22 protein-coding genes are annotated in these 25627 nt (G+C 50.9%); 16 read left to right on the top strand and 6 right to left on the bottom strand.

Features of this window, described 5'->3' with window-relative positions; all coding sequences use genetic code 11:
- Positions 1 to 152 precede the first annotated feature (152 nt).
- The 6 genes from DESTI_RS16595 to DESTI_RS16570 form a co-directional block, all read right to left on the bottom strand.
- A complete protein-coding gene (locus tag DESTI_RS16595) occupies positions 153 to 1385 on the bottom strand; it encodes a hydrolase (protein ID WP_014811124.1) in 1233 nt (410 codons plus the stop codon).
- A 479-nt stretch (positions 1386 to 1864) separates the two neighbouring features.
- Positions 1865 to 2969, bottom strand: a protein-coding gene (gene prfB / locus DESTI_RS16590; protein ID WP_157212186.1) for a peptide chain release factor 2 whose coding sequence is annotated in 2 segments (ribosomal slippage) — positions 1865 to 2902 and positions 2904 to 2969 — 1104 coding nt in all. Because the reading frame shifts where the segments join, the coding sequence is not laid out codon by codon here.
- Positions 2956 to 3948, bottom strand: coding sequence for a 3'-5' exoribonuclease YhaM family protein (locus DESTI_RS30815; RefSeq protein WP_041286260.1), 993 nt, complete (start codon positions 3946 to 3948; stop codon positions 2956 to 2958). The genes prfB and DESTI_RS30815 overlap by 14 nt, the downstream gene beginning before the upstream one ends.
- Before the next feature lie 44 nt (positions 3949 to 3992).
- On the bottom strand, positions 3993 to 6374 hold the full coding sequence (locus tag DESTI_RS16580) for a glycerol-3-phosphate dehydrogenase (RefSeq protein WP_014811122.1): 2382 nt from the start codon (positions 6372 to 6374) through the stop codon (positions 3993 to 3995).
- Between the two features lie 18 nt (positions 6375 to 6392).
- Positions 6393 to 7238, bottom strand: a complete 846-nt coding sequence (locus tag DESTI_RS16575) for a PsbP-related protein (RefSeq protein WP_014811121.1) — start codon at positions 7236 to 7238, stop codon at positions 6393 to 6395.
- A gap of 129 nt (positions 7239 to 7367) precedes the next feature.
- A complete protein-coding gene (locus DESTI_RS16570; RefSeq protein WP_014811120.1) occupies positions 7368 to 8543 on the bottom strand; it encodes a glycosyltransferase family 2 protein in 1176 nt (391 codons plus the stop codon).
- Between the two features lie 551 nt (positions 8544 to 9094).
- On the opposite strand from DESTI_RS16570, the gene DESTI_RS16565 reads away from it, so the two are divergent.
- From DESTI_RS16565 to DESTI_RS16495, 16 genes are all read left to right on the top strand, one after another.
- A complete protein-coding gene (locus DESTI_RS16565; protein WP_014811119.1) occupies positions 9095 to 9334 on the top strand; it encodes a hypothetical protein in 240 nt (79 codons plus the stop codon).
- Between the two features lie 142 nt (positions 9335 to 9476).
- A complete protein-coding gene (locus tag DESTI_RS16560) occupies positions 9477 to 11432 on the top strand; it encodes a portal protein (protein ID WP_014811118.1) in 1956 nt (651 codons plus the stop codon).
- Between the two features lie 239 nt (positions 11433 to 11671).
- Positions 11672 to 11959, top strand: a complete 288-nt coding sequence (locus DESTI_RS16555) for a hypothetical protein (RefSeq protein ID WP_014811117.1) — start codon at positions 11672 to 11674, stop codon at positions 11957 to 11959.
- Positions 11960 to 11979: 20 nt separating this feature from the next.
- Positions 11980 to 12747 (top strand): hypothetical protein, encoded by a 768-nt coding sequence (locus tag DESTI_RS16550; RefSeq protein WP_014811116.1) that lies wholly within the window; start codon positions 11980 to 11982, stop codon positions 12745 to 12747.
- 76 nt (positions 12748 to 12823) lie between these two features.
- Positions 12824 to 14041, top strand: coding sequence for an SU10 major capsid protein (locus DESTI_RS16545; protein WP_014811115.1), 1218 nt, complete (start codon positions 12824 to 12826; stop codon positions 14039 to 14041).
- A gap of 86 nt (positions 14042 to 14127) precedes the next feature.
- The gene (locus DESTI_RS16540; RefSeq protein WP_014811114.1) at positions 14128 to 14454 is read left to right on the top strand and encodes a hypothetical protein; all 327 of its coding nucleotides are present in this window, start codon (positions 14128 to 14130) and stop codon (positions 14452 to 14454) included.
- A 13-nt stretch (positions 14455 to 14467) separates the two neighbouring features.
- Positions 14468 to 14788 carry a hypothetical protein gene (locus tag DESTI_RS16535; protein WP_014811113.1) on the top strand — a complete coding sequence of 107 codons (321 nt, stop codon included), beginning with the start codon at positions 14468 to 14470 and terminating at the stop codon, positions 14786 to 14788.
- Positions 14789 to 14791: 3 nt separating this feature from the next.
- Positions 14792 to 16660: a DUF5000 domain-containing lipoprotein gene (locus DESTI_RS16530; RefSeq protein WP_014811112.1), complete on the top strand. Its 1869-nt coding sequence runs from the start codon at positions 14792 to 14794 to the stop codon at positions 16658 to 16660.
- 10 nt (positions 16661 to 16670) lie between these two features.
- A complete protein-coding gene (locus tag DESTI_RS16525; protein ID WP_014811111.1) occupies positions 16671 to 17057 on the top strand; it encodes a hypothetical protein in 387 nt (128 codons plus the stop codon).
- Positions 17058 to 17253: 196 nt separating this feature from the next.
- Entirely contained in the window at positions 17254 to 17607 is a 354-nt protein-coding gene (locus DESTI_RS16520) for a hypothetical protein (RefSeq protein ID WP_014811110.1), read from the top strand.
- 10 nt (positions 17608 to 17617) lie between these two features.
- On the top strand, positions 17618 to 17917 hold the full coding sequence (locus DESTI_RS16515; RefSeq protein WP_014811109.1) for a DUF350 domain-containing protein: 300 nt from the start codon (positions 17618 to 17620) through the stop codon (positions 17915 to 17917).
- 34 nt (positions 17918 to 17951) lie between these two features.
- Positions 17952 to 18356 carry an NlpC/P60 family protein gene (locus tag DESTI_RS16510; protein ID WP_014811108.1) on the top strand — a complete coding sequence of 135 codons (405 nt, stop codon included), beginning with the start codon at positions 17952 to 17954 and terminating at the stop codon, positions 18354 to 18356.
- A 3-nt stretch (positions 18357 to 18359) separates the two neighbouring features.
- On the top strand, positions 18360 to 18554 hold the full coding sequence (locus tag DESTI_RS16505) for a hypothetical protein (RefSeq protein ID WP_014811107.1): 195 nt from the start codon (positions 18360 to 18362) through the stop codon (positions 18552 to 18554).
- A 46-nt stretch (positions 18555 to 18600) separates the two neighbouring features.
- Positions 18601 to 18753 (top strand): hypothetical protein, encoded by a 153-nt coding sequence (locus DESTI_RS30810; RefSeq protein ID WP_157212184.1) that lies wholly within the window; start codon positions 18601 to 18603, stop codon positions 18751 to 18753.
- Between the two features lie 17 nt (positions 18754 to 18770).
- On the top strand, positions 18771 to 19919 hold the full coding sequence (locus tag DESTI_RS16500; protein WP_014811106.1) for a phage adaptor protein: 1149 nt from the start codon (positions 18771 to 18773) through the stop codon (positions 19917 to 19919).
- A 400-nt stretch (positions 19920 to 20319) separates the two neighbouring features.
- The gene (locus DESTI_RS16495) at positions 20320 to 25626 is read left to right on the top strand and encodes a Kelch repeat-containing protein (RefSeq protein WP_041286259.1); all 5307 of its coding nucleotides are present in this window, start codon (positions 20320 to 20322) and stop codon (positions 25624 to 25626) included.
- Position 25627: the final 1 nt, after the last annotated feature.

Below are 25627 nucleotides of genomic sequence, written 5' to 3'. Positions count from 1 at the left end.
GGCGTCCCTGCCTGGTCGAACTAGTTGATTTATTGTGATAAATGTGCCGGCACGGAGGCACGGCACCCACCGATTTTCGAGAATCGCTTTTCGCAATCGGACAAAAATTCTGAATTTGCTATAATCTGAGACGAACCTCCCCTCTTCAGTTCTCATGAATTCCTCGGAGGAATTTCAACGTTACCCGCCGCCATCTTCATCAGGAGAAGACAGGTGAGTTGCGCTCGTTCAATGATGTCGTCCAAGTGCACGTATTCATCCTGGGTATGAATTCCGAACCCTCGAGGTCCCAGGCTGTCTACAGTGACCAGACCTGCTGCAGCCAGATTATTTCCATCGCACGTGCCGCCGCTGCCTATCCATTCCAGATGAAGTCCGATCTCTCGTCCGCATTCTGCGATCTGCCGGAGTAGATACAGTGTACGTGAATCCAGAAGTTTCGGCGGTCTACCAAATCCTCCGAATGTGTCCACACTAATTCCGTCCGTCTCGTTCAATTTGCTCTGAGTCTCGGTCAAGAGTGACTCGAAATCGTGCTGCTCCTGCGAATCGGCCACTCGGACATTCGTCTTGAAGAAAGCCCTGTCCGGCACCACGTTTGCCGGACCGCCTCCCTCAATGTACCCTGTGTTAACCGTGATGCCTCGTTGAGGATTCTGAATAGCATGGAGGTCTACAATCATCCGGGCTGCAGCCAGGATTGCATTGCGTCCCAGATGCGGGTCTCTTCCGGCATGCGCAGCTCGTCCCTTCACGAACGTTGAGAAATTTCCGGATCCTTTGCGGTGCGACACCAATTTGCCCTCAGTGCTGCAAGGTTCAAAAATCAAACCCACATCGTTGCGCTCGGCCACCTGACGAAGCAGATAAGCCGAACCCGGCGACCCGATCTCTTCATCCGGGTTGATGAGAATTTCCCAGCCGAGATTATCGGCCCAGGGGCTTTTCTCGAACATTTGGAGGGCAGTCAACATAACCAGCAGACCACCCTTTGCGTCGGCAACTCCCGGGCCGCGAAGAGTATTTTCATCAATTCGGGAGCAGCTTTGGAAAGGATGGTCCGGTGCGAATACCGTGTCCAGATGGCAGCAGAGGAATACCCGCAATTTCTGCTCTGGACGTTTCAGAAACATGAGAGCCTTGCCAAGGGGTCTTTCAATGACGTGACCTTCGGGTGAAAGTACCTTTTGAGGAGGCAGCTCGCAAGAGTCCTCCTGTGACCGGAGATCTGAAAAATCCTCCTGGAATAACGTCTGAACCCGCTGTATGCCTTCAAGATTGTAGGAAAACGAGTTGATGTCGGCCCATCGTGACAAAATCGATGCAAGCCGATCGCGAGTGTGTTCGCGAGTGTCCAAGAATGCTATAAAATCGGGATTATGCATGCTACACTTCTTTTATGTTGCTCAACGCAGAATGTCCTTGCTTGGCAATTCTTCGGGATATTACATTAATTATGTGAGATGGAGAAGTGAATAGAGAGCAGGTGATATGGGGAAGGGGAACCTCATGAGGGCTCCCCTGGTTGAATCTAGTTGCCCTGTGTCTTCTTTTTCTTGGCTTTTTTTACTCGGGGCTGACCGGAATACCCGTAATTCTGTCCCGCGTACCCGTATCCGTATCCATAACCGTAATAAGAAGGACTGGCTGAATAGCTGCTTGAGGCTCCTGACCAGGAGGGAAAACAGCCCGCTCAAGACGCCTCGGAGATGCAGGGAGCCAAAGCAAACCCTGCAAGAATGGCAAGAAAAAACAACTTTGAGAACCAACGACTCATGTTTTACTCCTTATAGTCAATATTCAATAACGCACACCATAGTTCATCATGGCAGCTTTGTCACCATATAATCCTGACCTCTGAGCTTTAAGACGCTTCCCGTGCCTGTACCAGGAGGTATTCCTGAATAAACCGATTAATATCTCCATCCAGGACTGCATTTACATTGCCGATTTCACAATTGGTGCGATGATCTTTCACCATTTGATAGGGCTGCAAGACATATGACCTGATTTGAGACCCCCAGGCAATTTCTTTCTTTGCCTTGTGCATACTCTCTTTCTCCTCCATCTTTTTCTGGATTTCCAGATCGTAGAGTCGAGATTTGAGAATCTTCATGGCCATCGCGCGATTCTTATGCTGAGAACGCTCGTTCTGGCATTGGACAACGATTCCGGTGGGAAGATGCGTAATACGTACTGCGGAATCCGTCTTATTAACGTGCTGACCGCCAGCACCGGAAGCTCTGTACGTATCGGTTTTCAGTTCCGATTCATTCACTTCAATGTCTACGTTTTCATCCGCTGCCGGGTACACGAACACTGCAGCAAAGGATGTATGACGTCGGGAATTAGCATCGAAAGGAGAAATCCTCACCAGCCGGTGAATTCCTATTTCAGCCTTCAGACGTCCATACGAGTGCTCACCTTCAACGGAAAACGTGGCACTCTTGATCCCCGCTTCGTCACCTGGAAGTGTATCCATGATTTCGGATTTGAATCCCTCGCGCTCAGCCCACCTCAAATACATTCTCAGGAGCATCTCCGCCCAATCCTGAGCTTCTGTTCCACCGGCGCCGGCATGAATTTCCACGATTGCGTCGCCGGCATCCTCCGGCCTGGTAAATAAACGCTGAATTTCGAGATTGTTAATGTCTTCTTCAATGACACTGAGCCGTTCTTCAACTTCCTTCAGGACCGACTTATCGTCTTCCTCCACAGCAAGCTCAAGCAGCAGCGAAGTCTCTTCCACTTCTTTATTAAGGTCTTCGAATCCCTGCACTATCACAGCGATCTGCTTTTGTTCTTTCAAAAGAGATCGTGCCTGCTCGGGATTATTCCAGAATTCCGAATCTTCCTGAGTTTTTGCCAGGTCATTCAGGCGGGCTATTTTGGCATCGAGGTCAAAGATAACCTCTAAGCTGAGACGATCTATCCTTCAACAGTGCAAGTTTTTCTTCAAGTTCCAGCATCGTGATCCTCCTGGCGAAGCGCATTGCTTCCTGCGAAAGCTTTGCCTTCCAACCATTTGTTATAAGGAGCGAAACCATCCGGTTCCGCGGATTCGAGCGCTTCGCTCATAATTTTGAGCTTTGCGTCCAGATTATCGATAAAATGAACCAGCACGGCCTCCCGTGTAAAGGGTCGCACCGGAGCGCCAAATTGGGTCTCCCCGTGATGTGAAAGCAGGATGTGTTCCAACTCCGTCAACCATGCAGATGCGGTCACTCCCACTGCATGTGCCGCGTCACGAAGCATTTGTGCTCCGAGCGAGACGTGCCCGATGAGTCTCCCTTCAGGTGTTCTGCCATTTCCTTCTGCATTCAGCTCGCGAATCTTCCCGATATCGTGAAGAATGGCTCCTGCAATTGCTATGTTAGGGTTGATATCGTTCTCGAGCGGCAACACAGCCATAACCTTTCTAGTTACCGCCGTAACGTGTTCGATCAGACCGCTCCTGTACGCATGATGCACCATTTGGGCTGCCGGAAGACTCATAAAAGCATCTGCATGCGTCTCCAACAGATGCAGCACAAGATTCGACAGTTGAAGCGGCTGTAATGTTCCCGCGATCCCTTTCAGTTCTGCCATTAACACCTGGGGATCCTGGCTGCTTTTCTTTACGAGCGAGTCGATGTCCGGAACCTCGGAGGAATCGACTTTGCGTATTTTTTCAACCACGACCTGAATTTTGTCCCTGTATGTTTCGACTCGTCCTTCAACTTTAACGTAATCGCCGGATGCAAAAGCGTGACCCCATTTACGGAGCACGTCGGCCCAGACTTTTCCGGTGACCGAACCGGTTGCATCGCTGAATACCAGGTCCAGGTAGTCATGGCCCGATTTTGTCTTACGAAGCTCTTTTGTTCCTAATCTGAAGCACTGGAGAATATTGTCTCCAGGCCTGAGGTCCTTAATGCAAATGGGCAGAATGGACAGAGACTCGTTCATGGCTCCCCACGTGTGAGCCCCGAAGCGTGTGTCGGGGCGATGTGTCAATACCGGATGGATCGAGGTCGGATTGCAGACGGGGATGATTGGCTGGTTTTGTGGCTCAGCGCATCGAGGCATTTCTCGATAAAACCGTCCACGTCCACCTGCTTGCCTCCGTGAAGAATTGCGTAAATCTCGCCGAGAATCGGGGGGTGAAAACCTCTTTGAGAAGCGATTCTGTTCGCATATCGGGCCGCCTCGAATCCTTCCACGGCCACTTTCTTCTTTCGATATTGTTCGAGTAATTGTCTGGCGGGCTTCACTTTTCCCGCTTTTTCTTCAATGACTGCCAGATCGCGACCGAATTGCGCGGACCTGCCGCCTCTGCATGTTGCCAGTAGATCGGCCATCCATACCTGGCTTTCGGCATCGAACGTCTCTGGAGCAGCCCCCAGCAGAAGTCCGAAATTCCTGATCTCAGCGGTAACGAGGGTCGCATACGTTGCCAAAAAGTTCTCCGGAGCCTTCTTGGATCCTTCCAACAGGCCGAAACCTATGGCGTACACATTCTTGAGAGCAGCGGCAATTGTCGTGCCGATCACATCGTTAGAGTACACCACGCGGAATTTGGGAGTGTCCAACAACGGACGGAGTCGGTCAAACGTATCGTCCTTTTCACACGCAATCTGGGTGACACAAGCACCGCCCTGGACAACTTCATGGGCGAGATTTGCTCCGGATAGAATAGAAATTTTCACTTTCTTTCCAAGGCGCTCCATTTCCAGTTGAGCCGTCTGGCAGGGGAGGAGCCCTGTTTCCGGAATAAAACCTTTCGTGGCAATCACCAGATCGCTCCCATTTGGTGCCAACTCAAGTACTTTGATCAGCATAGCGTGAAAGTACTTGCTGGGAGTAACCATAAGAATGAGCGACGTGTCCCCAATGGCAGCCAACAGATCCGCTTCAGGTCGGACGGATCTCGGAAGAGCGATGTCTTTGAAGTGCCACGGATGCTTTCCATCCACCGTGAGCTTTTCAATCAGATCTTCTCGAGAATCGTACAGGATCAGGGATGTCTCGGACAATTCCTCTTTCTTCAGCAGATTCATGCCAATGTGAAGAGCGAGCGTGTATCCCCATACACCGGCATTTACGACTGTGAGCGTATTTCGTCCGCTGAGCGGATATATACGCCGGTCGCCGTGATAGGCGTAAAATCTCAGCAAAGAGGCTTTGTCTGCTCTATAAGCTCTTCTTACAACCGATCGGCTAACAGCGCGGCGTCTGCCCAGGACCTTGAGACCGCGGGTTATGGCAGCGGGAATATCCGAGTTGATTATCGGGTGAAAAGGCGCGGCTTTTCTGTACCGCGATTTAAAAAAGTCGGAAATAGCTTCAATTTCGGTTTCAACTCGTTGCCGCAGAGTCTTTATGTCAACCCACTCTCCATGCGGCATTGCTCTGGCTACAAGTTGGCTTGGATGAATCAGTTTGTTTTTTGCAATTTCTTCGATAGCGCGATGAGATATTCGCTGAAGCGTAAGTGAATCGTCGTTTGCCAGCTCGAAAGGCTCTCCCGTCTCTATGTTGGCATCGCCAAATACTCCCTCGAGTCCTCTCAACACTTTATCGGCACTGCCTACTCCGAGAAGAAGCGGGAGCAGAATAGGCCACCTGCGAGGAAACATCGCGAGCAACGGAAAGAAAGGAGAATATGTCAGGTATGCATCCTCAGGAACAGCCTCATAGGATATCGATACCGGGATAATCATCGCGCGGCCCGTAGCCTTTACCGCTGCCAGAACACCGTGAGGAACGTACGGTTCACGGAGAACACCGTCCCTGGATCGAACCGTATACCGGCTTGTCCGGGCCATGAGGATCTGAGTCTCGCCGCTTTCAGCCAGGGCAGCGCTGAACCATGAATAAGCCCTGTGTTGAATCGGACTTTGGTTCTTGGGAGTCACCAGCGCACGAAATCCATGCAGCCAGTTTGAAAGCCATCCTTTGGTGAAACTGCCGGTGGCGTGCGTAACAGGAGAGCCCAGACCGAGCCTCTGCACGAGCTGATTGGTCAGGACGTAATCGAAATATGATGTGTGGCCTACGAAGAAGAACTTCGGACCTTTGAATTCTGCTATTTTTTGCCGAATTCGTAATGCAATCGGTTGAGAGATGTCCCTGAACAGGGTCTTTGCCATAAACAGAGTCATGGCGGATGTCTGCTGAAACCGCTTTGGATCTACGGAAACAGAAAGCTGGGACAGGGCAAAATCCAATTCGTTCCTGTCACCTCTGGGCTCGTGTTTCTCGGCCAACTTCAGCGCCCGTTCTCTCACGAATCTGGTATCCATAGGCAGCGGCAGTCGGTCAGTCAGACTTTTCTTGAACTGCCGGAACCCTTCATGAGAATCGAAAAATTTTTCAACGCGGCGCATTGTCATGGCTTAAATAACCTGTTCTTAATTTATTATACCTGTTTCCGGTTCTCTGGCCGGTCCTCTCGGAAGAGGTCGAGGTCCGGTTGCAGGTGGCATAGGCGGCTGAGTAGTCCGAGGCGCAGGCTGCTCAGATCTGGGCTCCGGTGCATAGCGCGGCTGCTCCGGAACACGTTCGGTAACACCCGGCTGGGCGGGCTGAGCCGGAGTTGGGGTGACCTGAGACCGCGGAGGCGCAGGCTGAGACGGGGGAGGTGGAGGCGGTGTCGGAGCCGTTGCAGGGGGCCGAGTCGGTGCCGGACTTGTCTCGCTATCTTGTGAGGTGAACTTGACGCTCACGAGCACCTCATTGAACATGGGCTGGACCTTCTCCATACTTTGAGACGGTGCCAGGCAAGAGATCCTGAGAAGCGTCTGCTCATGTTTATAAAATACTATGACAATGTCCATCCAGATTCGGAGCTTGTCATCGAAAGCCTGGATGAAAAAATAGTAAGCTCCGGGGACTTCACTCTTGAATTCGCCCTCATCCAGTATCTTGACCTCTTGTTTCTTGCCGGAGCCTTTCTGTAGATCCGAAATTCCGTTCCTCAACTCTTTCAGGAAAACATCAAGATTGTCCTTGACGGGTTTGTGAGCCGCGACATGGATCCGGTTTCTGAAATTGTCGGTGAGATCCGGGGCTTGAAATACGACATAATAATTGCCTTTGGGCTCGACTTTGAGCCACGAAGCGGGGTATTTCATAGTGAACCCGTACTCCTCGCTGGTGAAAACCTTGAATTCCTGAGCGCCGGATACTGCAGGTATTGCACACACAATCAATAACACGAGGATTTTCACAAAAACACCAATCCTCACAGGGCTCATATACCTTCTCCTTTCGCGCGAGGCTCGACTAGGCGAACCGGGATCATACCAGGAAATCAACAACATGGTCAACGCTTTTCTCCTTCCCCATCGGAGCGAATCGCGTTTTAATACCGTGAGTTTAAGCTCCTATCTGTATACTGAACCTCGCCAATGAATTCCTCTCTTGGTCAATAGCATTATCAGGGTGCTCAGTGCAACCCAAGCGCTCAGTGCCAGACCGATAGGCGCAGAAAAACCGTACCATCTGGAGCCGTGCTCTTTCTCGACTACCATTCCATACGGTATCACGACGGCACACATTCCCAAAGCTGAAAGCGCTCCGAGTATCCAGAGTCCCGTAGAGGGATTTCCTCCCGCAATCATGACTATTGAATATATGAGAAACGCCAAAAGTGCCAGAAGGGTAATATAATTCAGGCACAATTTTATGCATCTCGTAATGCTTTGTTCCAGGCCACCGTAAAACGTTCTTTTCCAAAAGGCTGCCAGCTCCGCAAAACTCTCGAATGGTTTGGTCTGGACCAGTTCGCCTCCACGCAGGAAATTCAGGCGCATTCCTTTCTGCTTCAAGGCCTTGCTCAAGGCAATATCTTCGGTGACCTCCGTCCTGAATGCTTTCCACGTACCCGCTTTTTCATACGCTTTTTTCGTCATCATTAGAAAACAGCCGGAGGCTAGACCGGTTCTTTTCGACATGTCATTTACATCTAGCATGGGAAAAAAGGAAGACAACCCCAGAGCCAAATGCGGATGCACCGCATTTTCGAGAAACCCTCTGTGCACAAAGCCGGGTGCGAGACTCAGCATATCGAGATCGTGCGTGAGCAGGTGGTTGATTGATCGAGAAACGAGATTTCGAGCAATCACCGAATCGGCATCTATGAACAAGAGGATGTCACCAGTTGCAGACTGAACTCCTTCATAGAGTGCATGGGTTTTTCCGGTCCATCCTTCCGGAAGACTTCGGATGGAAATCACCTTGACCCGTCGGTCCTTCTCCGCAATTTGTTCCATGAGTTTAAGCGTGTCATCGGAGCTGCGATCGTCAACAAGGATCAGTTCAAGGTTTTCGTAATCAGAATCCAGAATGGATTTTGCAGATTCTTGAATATTGCCTTCCTCGTCTCTCGCCGGAATTAAAACGGATACCGTTGGGCATGATTGCTTGGTGCAGTCCGTCGGGGAAGACAAGACCTGTTCTGTTTTCAAGGTCTTGAACAGTAAGATATTGAGGCGTAACAATTCGGCTAATATGATCGCACTAAACACGACCGCTCCCCATACAAACCAACTCGACGCCATTCAACTCCTTTCACATGCGCGGATATGGATTTTGCTCAGACCGCATCCATGTAATTTGTGCAGAACTAGCAGTTTTTGAATCGAATGAATAGTGTTTTTCCGCTCTGGCAAGCATTTTATTCCTGCTTACTCACTAATTTGGGCTTTTTGGCGGCGGCAGCGCGAAGTTTTTTCTCCGGAATCTTCCCAAGTGGAAAAGAATGTGTCTGATACCTATTCGCATTTTATAAATGCAATTTTGGCCGGCACGGAGGCACGGCCACTACCGGCTGATGGTAGGGTCCGGCGTCCCTGCCGGCCTCTCGGTTTTATCAAATTTATTGGCGAAATGGTATGAGCCGATTGAAAAGGTTGAAGCAGGTTTCTCAACGAATAGTTGACGAGGCTAATCTTGTTTGAGATAATTACATTATACACGATGATCAATCAATGCTCTCAAAGTGTGCCATGAGGCTTCTTGTTTGTGAACTGACATCTTCCTTCCTCACATATTAGCGTTATCTACTCGATTCTGAACTGAGTCGATACATAACAAGCAATAGAGTATCTGCATGAAACAACTTGCAAGGTATACCGGGATGAGTTTGCCTGAACATCGAAAACTTTCTCGCATGATCAGGAAAGAATCAGAAAGCATGGCGATAAGTAAGCACATGTTTGACACCGAGCATCCGGACAACGGAAAAAATATGTCTCGCGAACAAATCATGCGTATCGCCAAAAACAAGATTATACAACAACTCTCCGCCCCATTGTGTGCATTCGATGAAAAAGATCGGGACGAGCTTTGAAACCGACCTCTACACGAGGACGAGTTAAAAGAGCAAACCTATCAGACCCGTTAGCAATTCAAACTTAGGAAACAACAAGTATTTCGTGAAAAGAACGAATGCGGTACGCACATTATCGAATCTACCGGAATGAGAGGACACATTGAACCCGACCCGGAAACAAGACGAAATTTTCGAATACGTAACGTCCTGGTGCAAAGCTGCGCATGATTTTGTGCATCGCAAGGTCGATCGCTGGAAGCTGCTCGAAGACCTGTACCATAACCGCCGGGAGTTAAATGCGTGGAGCGGTGCACCGGTCCCTTCTACTCAGAGTCGTGTCGGGCTGGGCAAGCGCAGCACTCCGGGAAAGGATCGCTGGCAGGCCGACATAGTCGTTTCTCCCTCCTATATTGTGGACAACTGGACGGACAGGGCGTATCAGGCAATTTTCAATGGCCCTGAATGGCTGACAATCCTTCCGAAAGACCGACAGGTTACCGTATCGGATGACATTCAGTTTCCAACTTCGTACAAGTTGCAGGAATTGCTGCTTTCGCGCCTTGAGGAAGGCCGGATTCATATAAGGATTTATGAAGCGCTCCAGCAGCTAATTCTCTACGGAACCGTGTATGCAAAGATATTCTGGTACTCCAAGGGGGTGACCAGGTGTCAGTGGTTCCATCAGTCTCTAGAAGTTGTCGAAAACAGGGAAAAGATTTACGACTGCCCCGTTATTCAGGTGATTCCTCTCGATCGAATGCTCCTGGATTGGAGCGCTACTCATAATGACGTGCAGCGACACAGTGGCATAGGCCATCGTGTGGACAAGACGTATGAGTACGTCGTCGATCAGTTTGAAAAGGGTGTGTACAATTTCAATAGAGACGAGTTCGATGCTCGATGGAAGAAAGCTGCTCAGGAAAATGCTCGGAGTGATTCCGAACTTGCCCACGATCCGGACAGCGATTACCTGGAAGGCGATGAAATCCGGAAACTGACCCTTTGGGAGTGGCACGGCTCAGTTCCTACAAAGGACGGCCCGAAAGAATGCGTATGCACCCTCATAACGGAACGTGGCTCGGACACTCCGGAAGACGGGATCCTTGTCAGAGTGACTGAAGGTCCGGTTCTCTGGTCGGGAATGCGGCCTTTTGTATCCGCTCAGTACACTCCGCTGCCGGGTCCCCTCGGCATGGGAGCCGTTGAAAGCAATTTGGATCTTATTCACTCAATTTCACAATTCGTGAGCCAATCCCAGGACAATGCGCGGCTGACGGCAAATTCGCAACTTATCGTTCGCAGAGGATCTTCCGCTGCACGGCAAATAAGTACCGATAGTGATGTGGTTTATCCCGGCAAAGTATGGACCGTCGACGATCCTGCAGATATTCAGCCTTTTCCACCTCTTCATTTCCCTCAACAGGAAGTCAATTTTCTCATTGAGTATCTGAACGATCTTCTGGAAAAGCGAACCGGGATAACGGAAACGACTCTCGGGACTCTCGGCGGTGCAAAGACAGCAACGGAAGCTCATATTCTCCAGCAAGCAGGGATGGCGTCTTTCGGAACCCGGACAGACTTGTTCGCAAGAAGTTTTCTCGAGCCTCTTGGCAGCATAGCACTCTCCATGCTGCAACAATTCCTGCTTGACGACCAGACCATCACGGTCCGAAATGCAGCGGGAAAAGACGTTCCTTTGGTGGTTTCCGCCGCGGAAATACAATCCGGAGGATACAAGGTTGTCGCTACCCTCACTCGCCAGGATGCGAGTCGAATTGCAAAGGCGCAAAGTATAGAGCGAGTCTTGCCCACTCTGGTACGTTTCCAACCGGTACTTGCACAGGAAGGAATCCAAATCTCCTTTTCAGAGATGATCAAAAGGTATCTCGAACTTCTGGGCATCGACGGCACAGAAAGAGTTCTCACTCGACTACCTGCAGAAGCGACGGAACGAATCATGTCGGAGGCTGGCGAGACTTCCGCTGGAGGTGTCAACCGGGAGCAGGGTCGTCCTCACGGATTAGTGGAACGAGGCGGTCCCATGGGAGATGAGCCGACTGACGCCAATGCTGTGGCGCAACTACTGCAAATGCAGAGTTTGTCTGCGACAGCGTAACGATTCAGTTACTCGGGGTAGAGAGAATCTTTTCTCGGATCACAGTCCTTTCAACTTTCCAAATCCCCCCTAACCCCCCTTCACTAAGGGGAGAATTTCGAGTTGCTTCTTAACCCCCCCTTTATAAAGGGGGGTAGGGGGGATTTTCCCCACGTATAGCCGAATGGATACACGACACCAGGTGTCTGACGGGTCCGGGTCGATCAACACATTGCCACCAACTCATCAGGGAGAAGGCTATGTCAGTATTCTACAAAGAATATCTCCTGTTCCGAGACGGTTGGGATGATGATTCGGAAAAGGAAATAGAGGACAAGCTCGTTGAATGCGCAGCAAGTCCGTCCTGGCAATATCAGTTTCTTCCGGCATTCGTGGAAATGCTGAAACGGGAGCAGTTCATAAAAATCATGGAGTGTCTCGATAGAGACAAAAACCTGGAATTCAATCGGGGCTTTGTGGCCGGAATCGATCTTGTTCTCAATCGTCTTGACCGAATACAGCTTAAAGCCCGGCCACGGAACCAATAACACTGGAGCCAGGAGGAACAGTGGATCTCACAGAAATGGCACAGACCGAACGCTTGAAGAGACGAGAGAAGAGCCCTGTGGAAGACGCTTCGATCGATTCGACGGAATTCACAGAACCACAAGTCGGAGAGAGCGGAGGAGAACAGGCGCTCCAATCGCACGATCCTGGAGGAATCGATTCAGCAGATCGTGAGGAAATCCTAAGAGCGTACAAGAACGCTGTCCTGATCGCTCAACAGAAGAGTCAGGAGGCCGAACGATATCGCTCTCTGCTGGAACACGCCAATCAGGAAGGGAATGTCCTTTCTCAACAAGCAGACGACGACGCATTCATCCAGGAAATGAGGTCTGCTTATCAGTCGGATCCGGTGCGGGCTACCGCACTCATGATTCGACGGGCTCAGGAGGAATCGTTGCGTTCCATAGATGAGATGATTGATGAAGCGCTTCAGGAAGAGCGGAATTTTGGGAAACTGCTTGAAGAGTTTCTCTCCCGCCCAAGCAATTCCGGGTTGAAGCCATATGCTGATGAACTGGAATTCCTGATCCGGGACAAAGGATTGCATGCAAATGAGGCTGCGGAGCTTCTCCGGAAAGTAGAAGAGAAGAACGATCTCGTTCTCAAACGACGTTCGGCAGCCGCACAAGATATCCGGAATCGCTCAGCGGTTGAAAGTGATGGGGAAACGAATGAATCCCGCGATGAGGAAAAAGACTTTGAACGGACTATGAAGAAAGCAAAAAACCTTGATGAAATGTTTGCCGGCCTGCGCAAAAGGAAGATCTAAGCATGCGCTGAAGACAGCGCGGCCCATGTAGTTCTATCAAACTGTATGAGCGAGAATGCATAAGGAGTGAATTGATATGTCTGGTAATGTCAGTGATTTTCTTAAGCTCTGGACTCAAGGAGACGCCGTTTCCGAACGCAAGTTGCAGAAGTTCCTTCTCATGGGATTGGACAAGGTAGTCCAGGGCAAAAGTGATGTGCTCTCCAAAATACCGGTAGGCCCGTCAGTTGCGGGGCCGGTTGTCCGCTGGATGGAAGAATGGGGTTATCCCTCGCAGGTTACCGCTCAATTGGACGGCAATCTTATGACGATCTCCGGGAATCTCTTCGGAGCTGCAGCCAATGCGGAGTCTGCCCGCAAAGTAATCCGGCCGGGAACCATACTGGAAAGACCGAGTGACGGAGTGCAGGTGAAAGTGTCATCCCTTGATGGGCTGACCGCGACGGTAGCAGCGTACGGCAACACGACTCTGAGTGACGATGCCCAATCCATCGGGTGGGATATCATCTCGGAAGTGTGGTCCGATTACCGGGATGCATCCGATCCTCGATCTCTTGACAGGGTTTTTCGGGAAGTAGGAACTCAGATTCACGCGGAGACTTTTGAGATACCGAAAACTCGCAAGAACACCCGGTATGAAATCATTGCAAATGAAACCGAGCACCAGATTTCCGCTCTACTGGAAAAGCTGAGGCGTCAGCTCGCCTATGCTGTGCTCAGGTCCAGACCATATCATGACGGCACGGATTTCGTGTACGGCAACAAGACCGAAGAGCCGACTATGTGCGGCATCTCAACCTGGCCGGTGATCACGCAAAGCGAGCTTTCCAATCCGCAGGTATTCGTCAATAAGAACGGCTCCGCACTCACCAAGACCGACCTGGACGATCTCGCTCGACACTTGTGGCTCGACGAGAACGCCGATTACAATACCGGCGATTGGTGGCTGGTTTGTCATCCTTTGACGCATCAGTATATTCACGATTTTGATATTTCCTACCGTCGCATGGAAAAAGACGATAAAAATGTAGGATTCTCCGTCGATACCTTCGACGCAAAAATCGGCAAGAGTTTTCCCATTCTGTCCGACAGGTATATGCGACCCGACACCCTCCTACTCGTGAACTTTGCTGCAACGAGTTACGGGTACTTTGCAAACGACCGGATGGATCGAAAGGAAATCCCCACCCAGGGTCGATATCAGCGCTGGTTGATTTCATTCCAGACCTACGGAGTCGTTGTTCGCGGACCAAGGCAGAATATCGGCATGATTCACGGTCTTCCCACTTCATGATTTCTTGATGCCTCTGGAAGACTCTTCGCAAAAACACTCAATGCAGGAGAGGAATAACCGATCTCCTGAAATAAAAAGGAATCGATATGAGGTGCGATTCACCTTCTCAATGGAATCCTCTGGAGATTTCCGGAAACGTCACGCTGTCGGAGCACGACTGTAAAGTGTTCGGCTGGTTTTTTGCCGCTGTCAGCGGAACCGTAACATTGCCTTCACCGTCCAGGGAGTTGAACGGAGTGGAAATAGCCGTAGTGAACGGATCGTCCGGAAACGAGACTGTGGCTTGTCCCAACGGATTCCCTCATGATCTGGATTCTGTAACCATCAATGCGGGCCAGTCGATTTTCCTGACATGCGGACCGGTGGCAGGCGGCTTGTACGCATGGGCGGTCTTCGGCGGAACTGCTGCATAAGGAAGGACAGCGAATGAAACCCGTTCCTCGTGATGACAACGGACATGCCCTGACAGATCGGGGCTCCGAATTATTCACCACTCGCATCGTAAATCTTGGGACGAGCATGACCGGAGTGGCTCTTCTCACGGATTTCAAGGAAGTAATGCTTCATGTGGAATCCGGTACTGAAGTGCTGCATGTAAGAGGTACGTTAAGCGGTTCGGAAACTGCCAGATTGACCTCACAGGGAACCAGTTGGATCTTGCCTGTTATCACCGAGTCGGGGCAGACTTTTGTGCATGTGGCTTCTCCATCGGGTACCTGCAACATGAGCATCTTTGCCTGGAGGTAATTAATGGGTAGCATGGTCTCGACCTCCGGCCTTTCTTCGGAAGCCCAACTCGTCGCTTCGCAAAAGACGGGAAGTTTATGGGTTCCTCCTGCGTACATGCAGACATCAGGCGATCGGGAAGTGGCATTGGCTTCTGCCAATCACAAACTGGCGATTGCTTTTGTTCCCGAAATCGACTTCGCTCTGAGTTCGTTGAGCCTTTACGTAACCGGCGCGGGAAGCGGTGGGTCAGTAAACATTGCCCTTTGTGAAGACGATGGATATTCTCTGGAGCCAAACGGACTTCTCAACGGACTGACTGCAAGGGTGCCGTTGGTGATGACTTCCAACAATGCGCCCTCTCCATATGTTGTCACCGCTCGGGACAGCAATAATGCCAACGCTGAAGCAGCAGGTTTTGAAGCGTTTAAGGCAATGGACGGCTCCACTGCAACTGACGTCGGATTCCGTTCAAATGCGGCTCCAACATCATTTGCACCCATTTATTGGGCTATCGATCTTGGTGCAGGCGATGCCAGGGTTATTAACAGATTTCGCTTTGTTTCCTTCAGCAATGCAGACATCAATGTAAGAGCATATCCACGAGCATTCACTTTTTGGGGCTCAAATGAAGTATCTCCAGCGTATAATACTGATGTCGGTTGGACTCAATTAGTCGGTTCCACTCCTTGGAATTTTGAGAACGATACCGGGTCCACAAGCGCTCGCGATTATCATGTCAGGAATGCGGCGGCGTATCGGCATTACAAATGGAAAATAACTGATAGAAACGGCACGGCAGCGTATACGGCTCTGGGGGAAATCCACCTCTTCGAAGCTGAAAACAGGACCGTTCCCGGTCAGATAATCCAGTCGCTGGGATCGATAAATACAGGTGTGGCTGCGGACGTCTGGATCAGGCATACGTTTCAACCGGTCCAACTCTGGCGCGGGAAGAGAGTGTGGCTGGTTTTTTCCGGTGAGGTCGGAGCGACTGCGCGATTATCCGTTCGGAGGTGGAACACGAATCCAGCATCCATGTTCCCGGACGGTTGTGAATCGAAGGAGAACGACGGAAACACATGGACTCAGTCGCTTCAGGAGAACAAGCCGGCGCTGATGAACGTGGTGTTGAATTCCACCCAGAATCACGTTCCGCAGTTGATGTACGGCAGACAGTCGGGAAAAGGCGTGTACCTGCCGCAAACCGGATTTTTCGATATCCCTGAATCCGGTATTACGCTCAACTGCGAAGCCCTGACGGCCGGTACATTGTTCAGCGTCTACCTGAGTCTCCAAGAAGGTTCGCTCCGGCTCGATGCCTCTGAAACGAAAAGAGCGGTTAGCCAGGGAGTTGAGGTGAAATCCGACGATCCATCCTGCCTTTTCCTTGGAATCATGTACGCCTTCAACCATAGGAGCACGTTTCAGGGACCCATTGATGTCATGGATTGGCGCGGAGTTGCCTATCGAGGGATGAAGAAAATCTTCGGAAAATGGTGTCCTTTTGCAGCAGAGACGTACGAACCGGCATTCACCGGCAAAATGTGGATTCCTGCTTCAGGAAGCGATTACAAAGTATATGCTGCGCTATTGGACGGTAGTCAGGTGTATTTGGAGTTTAGCGTATCGTTCAATTCTACGAGCAATTTTCGCCTCACCACTGCCATAGGCATGGATTCGATGGCTCCGCCTGAGACTTGCTTACTCGTTCCGGTCTTTTCGTCCTCAATACCTGCCAGATGCTACATTAAAGACTTCTTTTCTGAAGGCGTGCACTACTACATTCCTTTGATCTCGGTTGAATCCCAAATGGAACAGTCTGTACGCTACTACAACTCTTTTCCCGGAGGATTGACCAAAGCAAGCCTTGTGGGAAGCATCGAAATCTGAGAGGGGATCCATGATTCTTTCAGTTTGTCAGGCGCTTGGAATTCAGTGGAATGGAGGGATGTACGAGGGCGAAATCAGAGGAAGCCTCAGTTCGCAGAATCTCGCAAAAATGGAGGCGGCCAAAAATCTTCCCCAGGAGTTCTCCGATTTCTTGAGGATCGACCTGGAAAACGATCCGAGCGCCCTCGCTCTTAAGATGCTCGTCAACCAGGAAGAGTGGAGTCGTCTAAAGCAATTTCAGTGTGACAAAATACGATCTGTTCGAGCCGAATGCTATCGGCAGGAATCTGACGGTATGTTCTTTGCCTATGAAGGCGACGGCGACTCCCGCCAATTATGGCTGGACAGAAGAAACGAAATTAAAGTCCGTCATCCCTGGCCCGGAGACTATCGCTGATCGCATGGTGATGTCTCGGACCTTTCACAAGAGTGACGCACTACGAATGTGAGGGAAGGTGAGAATAAGTATTTGCCTTGCCACGAAAAACCGTGCATGTGCGAGTGCCCGTTACCCGGGCATCCGTGCATGTCCTCCATCGGTCCTGAACAGGTGATAGCAGCCTGTGAGTCACTCGTAGGAGGTGGATTCTGTAATGTACCCCAAGACCTCCGAACTTGAGCTTTTGGAAAAACTCAACGTCGACGTGGCAGTGATTAAAGACAAGTTGCCTGTTCTTGAAAGGATCAGCGACTGTCTCGTTAAGCTTAAGGATAACTGCCGAATTCGTCACGAGGATCTGGAGAGATCTCGCCGGAAGGAGTACGAAAAACATGAAATGCGACTTTCCGGACTGGAAGCTGCACAGCAGGTCACCCATGCAGTATTTACAAACCATGATTCCTGGAATAGCCGTCAAAGGGCGCTGTTCTGGACGGCAGTTGTCGCTGTGGCCACTTCAGCGCAGGTTGTGGCAATAATCATCTCACATTTCCTCTCGAAAATGTAGGAGCAGTCGTATGCCGAATGAGTTCAAGCAATGGGCGATTGCATCAGTGTTGAGCGCACTTGCGGTCTCGGGTTTGTTGTGGTCCGGAGCCTGGGTAATGCCGGAAGATCCTTCCGGGTTGCTGCGGTACACGCTAATACGTTTAACCGCAGTACTGATAGGAATGATCACTCTTACGGGAGGGATGTTGTTCGTCGATTTCATCACTCCCGATGACTGGATGGAAGGCATTGGAAAAGACCCAACGTCGTCGGCAATTCTCATGTCTGCTGTTGTCCTTGTTATTGGCGCTATCCTTTGCTGGACGTGAAGCACAGGCCCTTTCCGAGAATTACCGGAAATCGTTGAAGGAACAGCTCGCTTTCATTATCGCTAAACATCCGAAGTACACATGGGGAGGCTCGGAAGATCTCAGGATTGGTCTCGATTGCTCCGGATATTTGTTTCTTGCCTGCAAATGGGCAGGAGTGCCGGGAATCACGAGGACCACTTCGCTCCGGATGTCCCAGGGGCTTGGGGGCTGGCGTGGAGTAGAGACTCACCCCACTTTGGCTGATGAATGCGATCTGTCCTTCTGGACCATGACTCCGGAAAGACCGAACGGCCATGTAGGAGCATTCTTGAGGACAAAATCGGACAGGTTGAAAGTAACCCACGCAAGCAGTGCCAGAGGAGTAGTGCTCGACGACCTGAACGGACAGCTTGCAACAAACCTGACGAAAGTCAGGAGACTTACCATAGGAGATTGAAATATGGAGACAGCAAAAGAGTGGTGGGCATCAAAGACAATCTGGGCGAATCTCATTGCACTCGTCGGCTCGGTGGTCCTTGCCATGGGATTCGAGCCGGGCAGGTGGGCTGAAATCTCCACCGTTTCGCTTGCGGTAGTCAACGTTATCCTCAGATTCTGCACGAAAGAGGAAATCACGCTCACATCCGAGAAGTAATAGCCGGGCATTCATCCGCTCTCATTTGCAGTGAAGACTTGAGTCGATGCTCTCGAAACATGAAGACCATAGAATATTCGTAAGTGACACCGCGAAATTTCAAAACGATTATCCGATTGGCGACTTGAATGGACTTGACGACATCTGCCGTGAGTTGGCGGAGAATTTCGACGACGATCGTTTCTTCGTGCATGGATAATCGGAAAAGAGGACCGGATGCCGGTGATACCTATACAAAGGCTGACACCTGTCTCAGGATCAGTCCCGACCGAAATGTACGATCCCGTATCCCTCGCGGCCTATTGGGAATGGGAATTGGAGGACGAGGCGCACTTTTCCGTCACAGTGCCTCAAAAGTATGATCCGGGGACGAATGCTGTCCTTGTGTTGCACGAGTCTACCCCGAGCGTTAGTGCCAGGCACAAATGGCAGTTCACGTGCTCTCTGATCAGACCGGGAGTTCACAGTACCAACGAGGCGACTCCCACGGAAACGTTCCTGTCGGAAATCATTTCCGCGGAAAATCCGGATAGGCTCGTATCCAGATCCATCGCTGTGACCGGCGCCTCCGTTCAGGGGCATATCGCAGGAATTCAAATTGCACCCGCGGACCTGCTCTCTGTCAGCATGAAAAGGGTTTCCGCATCCTCGGACGAAGACCCGAGCGCGATCAAAGTCTTCGGATTAGCGATCGAGTTTTGGACGGACGACACTTCAGTGTCGGAGTGCGCCGGCAGATGCGGCCAGATCGTGGATGCCGTGCGGGATCTGTTCAACGAGAGTACCGGGGGATTCTTGCCGGATCGATTCATACTCCGATCGATCAACAGGTGTTTGCGTCACCTGACACAGGAAAACTACTGGCGTCGCGAATCCTGGTTGCCGTGCGTTGCAGGTTCGAATCGGATTTCTCTCCTAGAAGCGGTTCCGGATTTCCAGCAGTTGCACCATATCTACTACAGCGGATGCTCTGTCCCGATGAAGCCTCTCGGGAGCTTTCAGGAATATGAAGAGTTGAAAACGGGATGCGACTCTACCGGAGTTCCGGAATACTACGTCGTTCAGAATACCGATCTGTATGTGTGGCCGCGAGCCTCTCAGAGTCTCGAGTCAGGCTTCTGTATGTATCACTCTTACCTCCCCGAAGATATTACCTGCAGCCCTGTGAATCCCAATCCTCCAATACCGGGAGCACACGATTTACTCTTTGTGTACTATGTCCTGAAAGAAGCATTTCTGAAGGATCGTCATGCACCTGGGGCAGATGTGAAGTTTCACGAATATTCAGCGCTCTATGAACAGGAGAAGCAACGACTTCTCGGTGCAGGAGATTCTCCGCATCTGGGACTCAGGTCTTATCGGTAACAGGAGACAGTGAGGGAGTGATTTTCCTGCGATCAGGATTCCCTCGACTTTCTAAATCTCCCCTAACTCCCATAGACGCTAACTTTGCTGCAATTCTTCGTCCCGCAGGGATTAGAGAAAATAGATCGGTAATTCATTGCCGGGAATTTATGTATCAGCCGTCCCTCCGGGACTCGAAAATCATTAGGTTTTTCCTTAACCGGCGATGAATCACCGGCCTATTGTCAGCTATTCCTCCGGAACAAACGATCCAAAACACGCTAAGTTAGCGCCTATGCCTCCAATCCCTTTACTAAGGGGGGAATTGCACGTCGCTTCTTACTCCCTCCTTTTATAAAGAGGGGCAGGGGGATTTTATTCACGGATAACTGAATGGATATCCCGAATTCTCAAGAAGTCAATGCCCGGAAGAGCCGGATCGGATTTCGATCCCATGACAGGAAGGGGATTTGCAGTGGCTCAGGAGCCGTATAACGTTATCAATCTCTTCGATTGGACTGGCGGTATCCAGGATCGACGAAAAAACCCTCTTGCGTATCCGCTCAACGCACTCACCAGGGGTGAAAACGTCGACATTACCGATGGTGGCTTGAGAACCCGACGAGGAATGAGTGTCACTCATTCCGATAATTCCATACCTAACGGGCCCATTCGATTCATCAGGCAGATACGCTTCCCGACGAATGAGTCTTCGTACTTGCTGGTGCAGTCGAGTCACAGTCTCGGCAGGGAATTCACAAAATCAAGCCCGTTTCCTGGAGTTCGGCACAGCCATTCTGCAGTCTGGGATGCAGAGAACGGGCGCATGATCGTATTCGGTGGAGCATCCGAAAGGGATTTATGCAACGATTTGTGGACCTTTACTCCTGAAACCGGACAATGGCTCCAATTGAACCCTACAGGCAATCCGCCAACCCCAAGGTCAGGTCATACCGCTGTTCTGGATCCTTCTTCCGGCAGGATGTACGTTTTTGGAGGTCGTGAATATACAGGCGACTATCTTAACGACACGCATTATTACGATATGTATTCAAATAGTTGGCAGGAATTGGAAGTCACCGGTTCAATTCCTCCCGGTCGTTCAGATCACACCGCAGTCCTCTGGGGTAATGCTATTGTAGTCGCTGGTGGCAGATACAGTGGTAACACGTGGTCTCTTACTACTCATTACGTCTTGTCGCTGGATACAGCCGAATGGCAGTCGCTTTCAGGATCGGTGCCTCCCGACCAGTTTGTTCCAAGCGTTTGCGGACATGCAGCAGTCCGGATGAATGATATTATGTACGTCATTGCTGGATGCAAGAATCTGGAGCAGAACATAAATGAGGTCTGGGCACTCGATCTAAATGCTGGTTCATGGAGTCGGAAGACGAATATTCCTCAATCTTTGGACGGATTGGTGTCTCACAGGGCGGTGATCTGCGGTGGAAGTATCATCTGCTGTGGAGGCGTGAGCAATGAGATACACGATTTTGCAGACACGTACCTGGTATACGACATTGCAACCGACAGGTGGAGTTCTCCGGAACTCGGGGCCGACCCGGGACGCCGTTTGCGGCATTCTGCAGTAACATCCGACGATGGGAAGCTCATAATATTCGGGGGGATTCAGCAGCAAGATCCGCAGGTGCTCCTCGGGGATCTCTGGTATGCCACGCAATTGTGCACTCCAGAATCAGGGGGATTGGGCCTGGCGGATTCAGGTCTCTATGCTTCTTCCAGTCATTTACCTACTTCAGATGCTCAGTTTGCACATATTTATGCTCTTCCGGAAACAGCCGGAGTGGTGAGCGTCGCTGTTCTCGGTGATCGCGCGATCGTCACCGAGGGCATCGAAGAGGTGCCTCTGGTGTTTCTCGGTGGGTTGTCCGACGATGGGAGCGACTGGGCATTTCCTTTGCGGGCTTTCGTGAGTTACGACGGGATCGAATCCCACGAGATCAGCCAGTACGTCCTCGATAGCGACACGCAGGTTTCTGCAGATGTAGGGGGAATCAGATCGTGGGGGCATATCTTTATTTGCTGCGATGTCCCCCGAGTATCAGGTTTTTACATCGAAATGAATGCTCCCAACGAGGGCAATCCGGACAGTTCTTTCGATAATTTGCTGTGCACAGATCTGTCTCAAATAGATGAAACGACCGGATTACCTGCCAATATCGAATTCGAGGACCTCAAATCTCGCATAAATTATTGGGTCGCAGACGGCATAAGAACGGGTCACTTTGAAAGACGGCAAAACCTCAAAGCTCTTGGCGCAATTGACAATGGAGATGGAACAGTCGGAATTCCTTGCGAAAACCATGGTTTTCTCGAAGGCGACGAAATCTTACTGCAAGGTACTGCACACTACGATAATACGTATGTCCTACCGAATCAACTGCTCGGTAATGAAGACGTATTTGTAATAACCCGAGAGTATGTTGCGGAAACTTTTTCGTCTTCAGACCTGGCGAGAATGAGAATCACACTTGGATGTGGCAACATTGCCGAGTATGTGGAATCGGCATTGCTTGTGTCCCTGGAAGGCGATTCTGCTGAGCACTCGATTACGTCCATTAAGAATGACGGAGCGGGAGATAATGATGTTACCTTGAGTTCTGTCGCAGAAACTGGAAAAGTAACGAAAATTTACGGGCTGAGAATATCCGGCGGATATCTTACGATCCGCAATTCTACGGAATCGGCCTGGAATACAATCTGGGACCGGACTGAGGCTGTCTCGGCAAGCACGACCTCTTTTGGAGCAATGTCTCTCCGCATAGTGGTGAGCGGTGCGGAGCTTTCCGCTGGAGTGGACCGGTACGTGAAATTGACTTTCCGGGCAGGGTCGGAAGCAATTTCGATACGGAAAGCGTCCATTGTCGAGCGCTCCGGGAATTCCGCCAACGGAATCCGAACTCCCACTCCGATCACGTTTCAAAACCGATCCACCCGGTGGATAAACCTGAATGCCGGGCAATCGGTGACGTGCGACGGTTTTGCTTTTCAGATCGATCCTGCAAAAGACTACCTCATTTGTCTCGATGTGAACAGCAGCTTGAAAGAAGTACAGACGCTGATATTCCATCCTGAGCCTCCCAATGGGCTCCCGAGTCTCTATCCTCTCGGAGAGAGGGTATATACGTACTGGAGATCGGGGTACTTCGCCTCTGTTCCAGGAACGGGTTATTACTGGGCAATTCCTCCAAATACCCCTGACAAGCTCGGACCGTACCGGACAAGTCGCTCTTCTATGAATCTTGAGTATTCTCCGGGAGAGTTCAATTTCGGTCCATTCAACTCCGCAGACGGAATCAAATTTGCGGAAAATGTAGATTTTGCGCCAATAACATTTGTTGAGGGTGTCGTTCCCGGTCTTATTAAGATCGAAGCGTCCACAGTAACGGGAATCGTTCCCTCGCAACTGTTCACTGCAGTCACGAAAGACGATCTGGCGTTGCCGGTGGACGGAGTGGATTCCTTTAACTCTATGTGGGCAACGATCGCAGGTGACCAAGGACTGCTGTGCGTAGCGTTTTCCTGGAAATCGAATGTATTCAGCGTGTTTGACATGGTCAATCCGGATCCTGACAACTGGCATTGGAAAGAAATTGTCAAGGAGGACTCCGGAACGTGGCAATACAAGAACGCTTCCGGAAGCTGGCAGACAGCTCAGGAGAATACGGTTTTGAGAGCGCTCAAGCAGGCTTTCGGAATCGCTGCAAACCGCCAGAGCACAGCCCAGCTTGCAGCCATGACTTCAGAGCACTTCACCAGATCAGGCGGTTTTGTTCCGGGAAGCACGACGCATCTGGGATTTGCGGTCGGGCTGGAGCAGGTTGAAGGAGTCGTGCCGCAGATACGCAACCTTCTGGTGTCGGCCGTGGATTACGGTCCACATATTGTGGAAGCTTGGAAAGGAGCCACTTGGCAAACCGGCGCGGGCTGGGACGATAATACTCGAGTGGGCAGTACGAGCCTCGCGCAAACCGGAACAATAACGTACAGGGGCAATGAGCCGGGCTATTTCGAAGCCGATTACCACGTGTTTGACGGAATTCCGGGATTTTGGTTCAGAATCAAATGTTCTGCCACGTCTCCGGGGTGCAGCATTACGAGAATAAAATACAGAGCTCCATGCCAACCACTCAGGAACATCGGCGACGGCAAGGCTGACAGTCCTCTCGGGTTTGTTGTCGTGGAGGGAGAGACGGCCAAAGTCACAGACTACACTGTCGAAGTGAGCGACTACACGGAGACCGAGGATTCCGCAGCTTCAATTCCCCTGAAAGTAGGCGACTTCCTCTATATCGGTTACCTGACACGCTTTAACGAGATAAGTCTGAACATTATCGAACCCAATACTGAAATCGCTACGCTCTCGGCAGAGTATTGGAATGGACTAGTCTGGTCAGCATTGAATGCCACGGATGCGTCGAACTCAGGCGAAGCGACTCTGTCCAGGAGCGGCAAAATCATATGGCATCTACCGACTGACTGGCGGCAAAATATTGCTGCGCCCGGATTGTACCGGGGTTATTGGATCAGACTCTCGGCCTCGGCGGATCTTTCAGCTTCCACTGCAATTTCCGAGTGTCGAGTCTGCAGCGTCCCTGATGCTCTGGTGAAGCACAAATATGCAGCCGTTTTTCAGAACAGGGTCGCTCTCGCGGGAAGGCCGGACGCTCTCGATCAAATAGACATTACAGCTCCGCTCCAGGAGTACGCATTCACGGGCTACGATACGTTCAGTTATCGAGTTGGCGGCATGGACGGAATCTCGAGTCTTGTGTCAGCATGGAATAGCTTGCTCATCGGAAAGGCAACTTCCTTTCATCAGCTCAGAAGCATCACCGGGAGCGAGTCCGATGTGGAATCAATCGAAGCGGCCCGGCACGTTCCGGTGAATGCACATGTAGTCGTGAAAGCTCCGGCCGGTGGATTCGGAGAAGGCGATCGATACGCCCTGTTCTTCATCAATCGTTACGGAGCGTTCGTCAGCACCGGACTCCATGTTGACGCAATCTGGAACACCGGGAGAGGGAGCAATGCTTCGGAACTCCTCACCTGGTGGGACGGTACTTCTCTCCCTCGTCTCGATCTAGAAAATCTGCACATCGCTTGGGGTGAGTACTGGCCTGAAAAGAATTGGGTGATGTGGACAGTACCCATGATCGTGAGCGGTGAAGGTCCCCAGACCACAAACAATCGCTTGATCGTATTCGACCTGTCGCTTCAAGCTTGGTTGCCTCCATTCACTCTGAGCCTGTCGTCCCTCGCAACTGCTGCTCACTACAGCGCTTCTGCACCTGGAAAGATCGGTTCATTGGGGCTCTATGCAGGTGACTACAAAGGAAGGGTTCTGAGGCTTTTCGGACCGAACGACTTGAATGACGCTGGCGAGGAAATTACTGCCTGGGTAGAAACAGGATGGTTTCATTTCGGTTCGCCGGAGTACAGAAAAATCCTGAGACTACTCTCGTTATACGGGAAATGCAAAACAGGTCCCATAACCGTTTCCGTCTATTGCGATGGAGAGGTGACTCCCCGATTCAATGTACAATTCCATGATCTGTCCGAGATCGGCGGAAAGATGTTTGCGCTGGAACAGGAAGCCCAGAATGTTCAAGGCAGATTCTACAAGTTCCGCATCTCATTCACAGGACCGACAGACATATACGGGCTGCAACTCGGGTTGTCGCTAATTCGAGAATGGGGCGCCTGAA

The sequence above is a fragment of the Desulfomonile tiedjei DSM 6799 genome, from assembly GCF_000266945.1.
Lineage (GTDB): Bacteria > Desulfobacterota > Desulfomonilia > Desulfomonilales > Desulfomonilaceae > Desulfomonile > Desulfomonile tiedjei.
The sequence above is the reverse complement of the archived record's forward strand: the minus strand, read 5'-3'. Positions and strand labels throughout refer to the sequence as shown.

Excerpts from the sequence above, each read along its gene's own strand:
- DESTI_RS16575 (WP_014811121.1), bottom strand. The coding sequence starts at position 7,238 with ATGAGCCCTGTGAGGATTGGTGTTTTTGTGAAAATCCTCGTGTTATTG.
- DESTI_RS16555 (WP_014811117.1), top strand. The coding sequence starts at position 11,672 with ATGTCAGTATTCTACAAAGAATATCTCCTGTTCCGAGACGGTTGGGAT.
- DESTI_RS16500 (WP_014811106.1), top strand. The coding sequence starts at position 18,771 with ATGCCGGTGATACCTATACAAAGGCTGACACCTGTCTCAGGATCAGTC.
- DESTI_RS16580 (WP_014811122.1), bottom strand. The coding sequence starts at position 6,374 with ATGACAATGCGCCGCGTTGAAAAATTTTTCGATTCTCATGAAGGGTTC.
- DESTI_RS30815 (WP_041286260.1), bottom strand. The coding sequence starts at position 3,948 with ATGAACGAGTCTCTGTCCATTCTGCCCATTTGCATTAAGGACCTCAGG.
- DESTI_RS16505 (WP_014811107.1), top strand. The coding sequence starts at position 18,360 with ATGGAGACAGCAAAAGAGTGGTGGGCATCAAAGACAATCTGGGCGAAT.
- DESTI_RS16540 (WP_014811114.1), top strand. The coding sequence starts at position 14,128 with ATGAGGTGCGATTCACCTTCTCAATGGAATCCTCTGGAGATTTCCGGA.
- DESTI_RS16570 (WP_014811120.1), bottom strand. The coding sequence starts at position 8,543 with ATGGCGTCGAGTTGGTTTGTATGGGGAGCGGTCGTGTTTAGTGCGATC.
- DESTI_RS30810 (WP_157212184.1), top strand. The coding sequence starts at position 18,601 with ATGCTCTCGAAACATGAAGACCATAGAATATTCGTAAGTGACACCGCG.
- DESTI_RS16535 (WP_014811113.1), top strand. The coding sequence starts at position 14,468 with ATGAAACCCGTTCCTCGTGATGACAACGGACATGCCCTGACAGATCGG.
- DESTI_RS16565 (WP_014811119.1), top strand. The coding sequence starts at position 9,095 with ATGAAACAACTTGCAAGGTATACCGGGATGAGTTTGCCTGAACATCGA.
- DESTI_RS16545 (WP_014811115.1), top strand. The coding sequence starts at position 12,824 with ATGTCTGGTAATGTCAGTGATTTTCTTAAGCTCTGGACTCAAGGAGAC.
- DESTI_RS16525 (WP_014811111.1), top strand. The coding sequence starts at position 16,671 with ATGATTCTTTCAGTTTGTCAGGCGCTTGGAATTCAGTGGAATGGAGGG.
- DESTI_RS16495 (WP_041286259.1), top strand. The coding sequence starts at position 20,320 with ATGCCCGGAAGAGCCGGATCGGATTTCGATCCCATGACAGGAAGGGGA.
- DESTI_RS16520 (WP_014811110.1), top strand. The coding sequence starts at position 17,254 with ATGTACCCCAAGACCTCCGAACTTGAGCTTTTGGAAAAACTCAACGTC.
- DESTI_RS16515 (WP_014811109.1), top strand. The coding sequence starts at position 17,618 with ATGCCGAATGAGTTCAAGCAATGGGCGATTGCATCAGTGTTGAGCGCA.
- DESTI_RS16530 (WP_014811112.1), top strand. The coding sequence starts at position 14,792 with ATGGGTAGCATGGTCTCGACCTCCGGCCTTTCTTCGGAAGCCCAACTC.
- DESTI_RS16595 (WP_014811124.1), bottom strand. The coding sequence starts at position 1,385 with ATGCATAATCCCGATTTTATAGCATTCTTGGACACTCGCGAACACACT.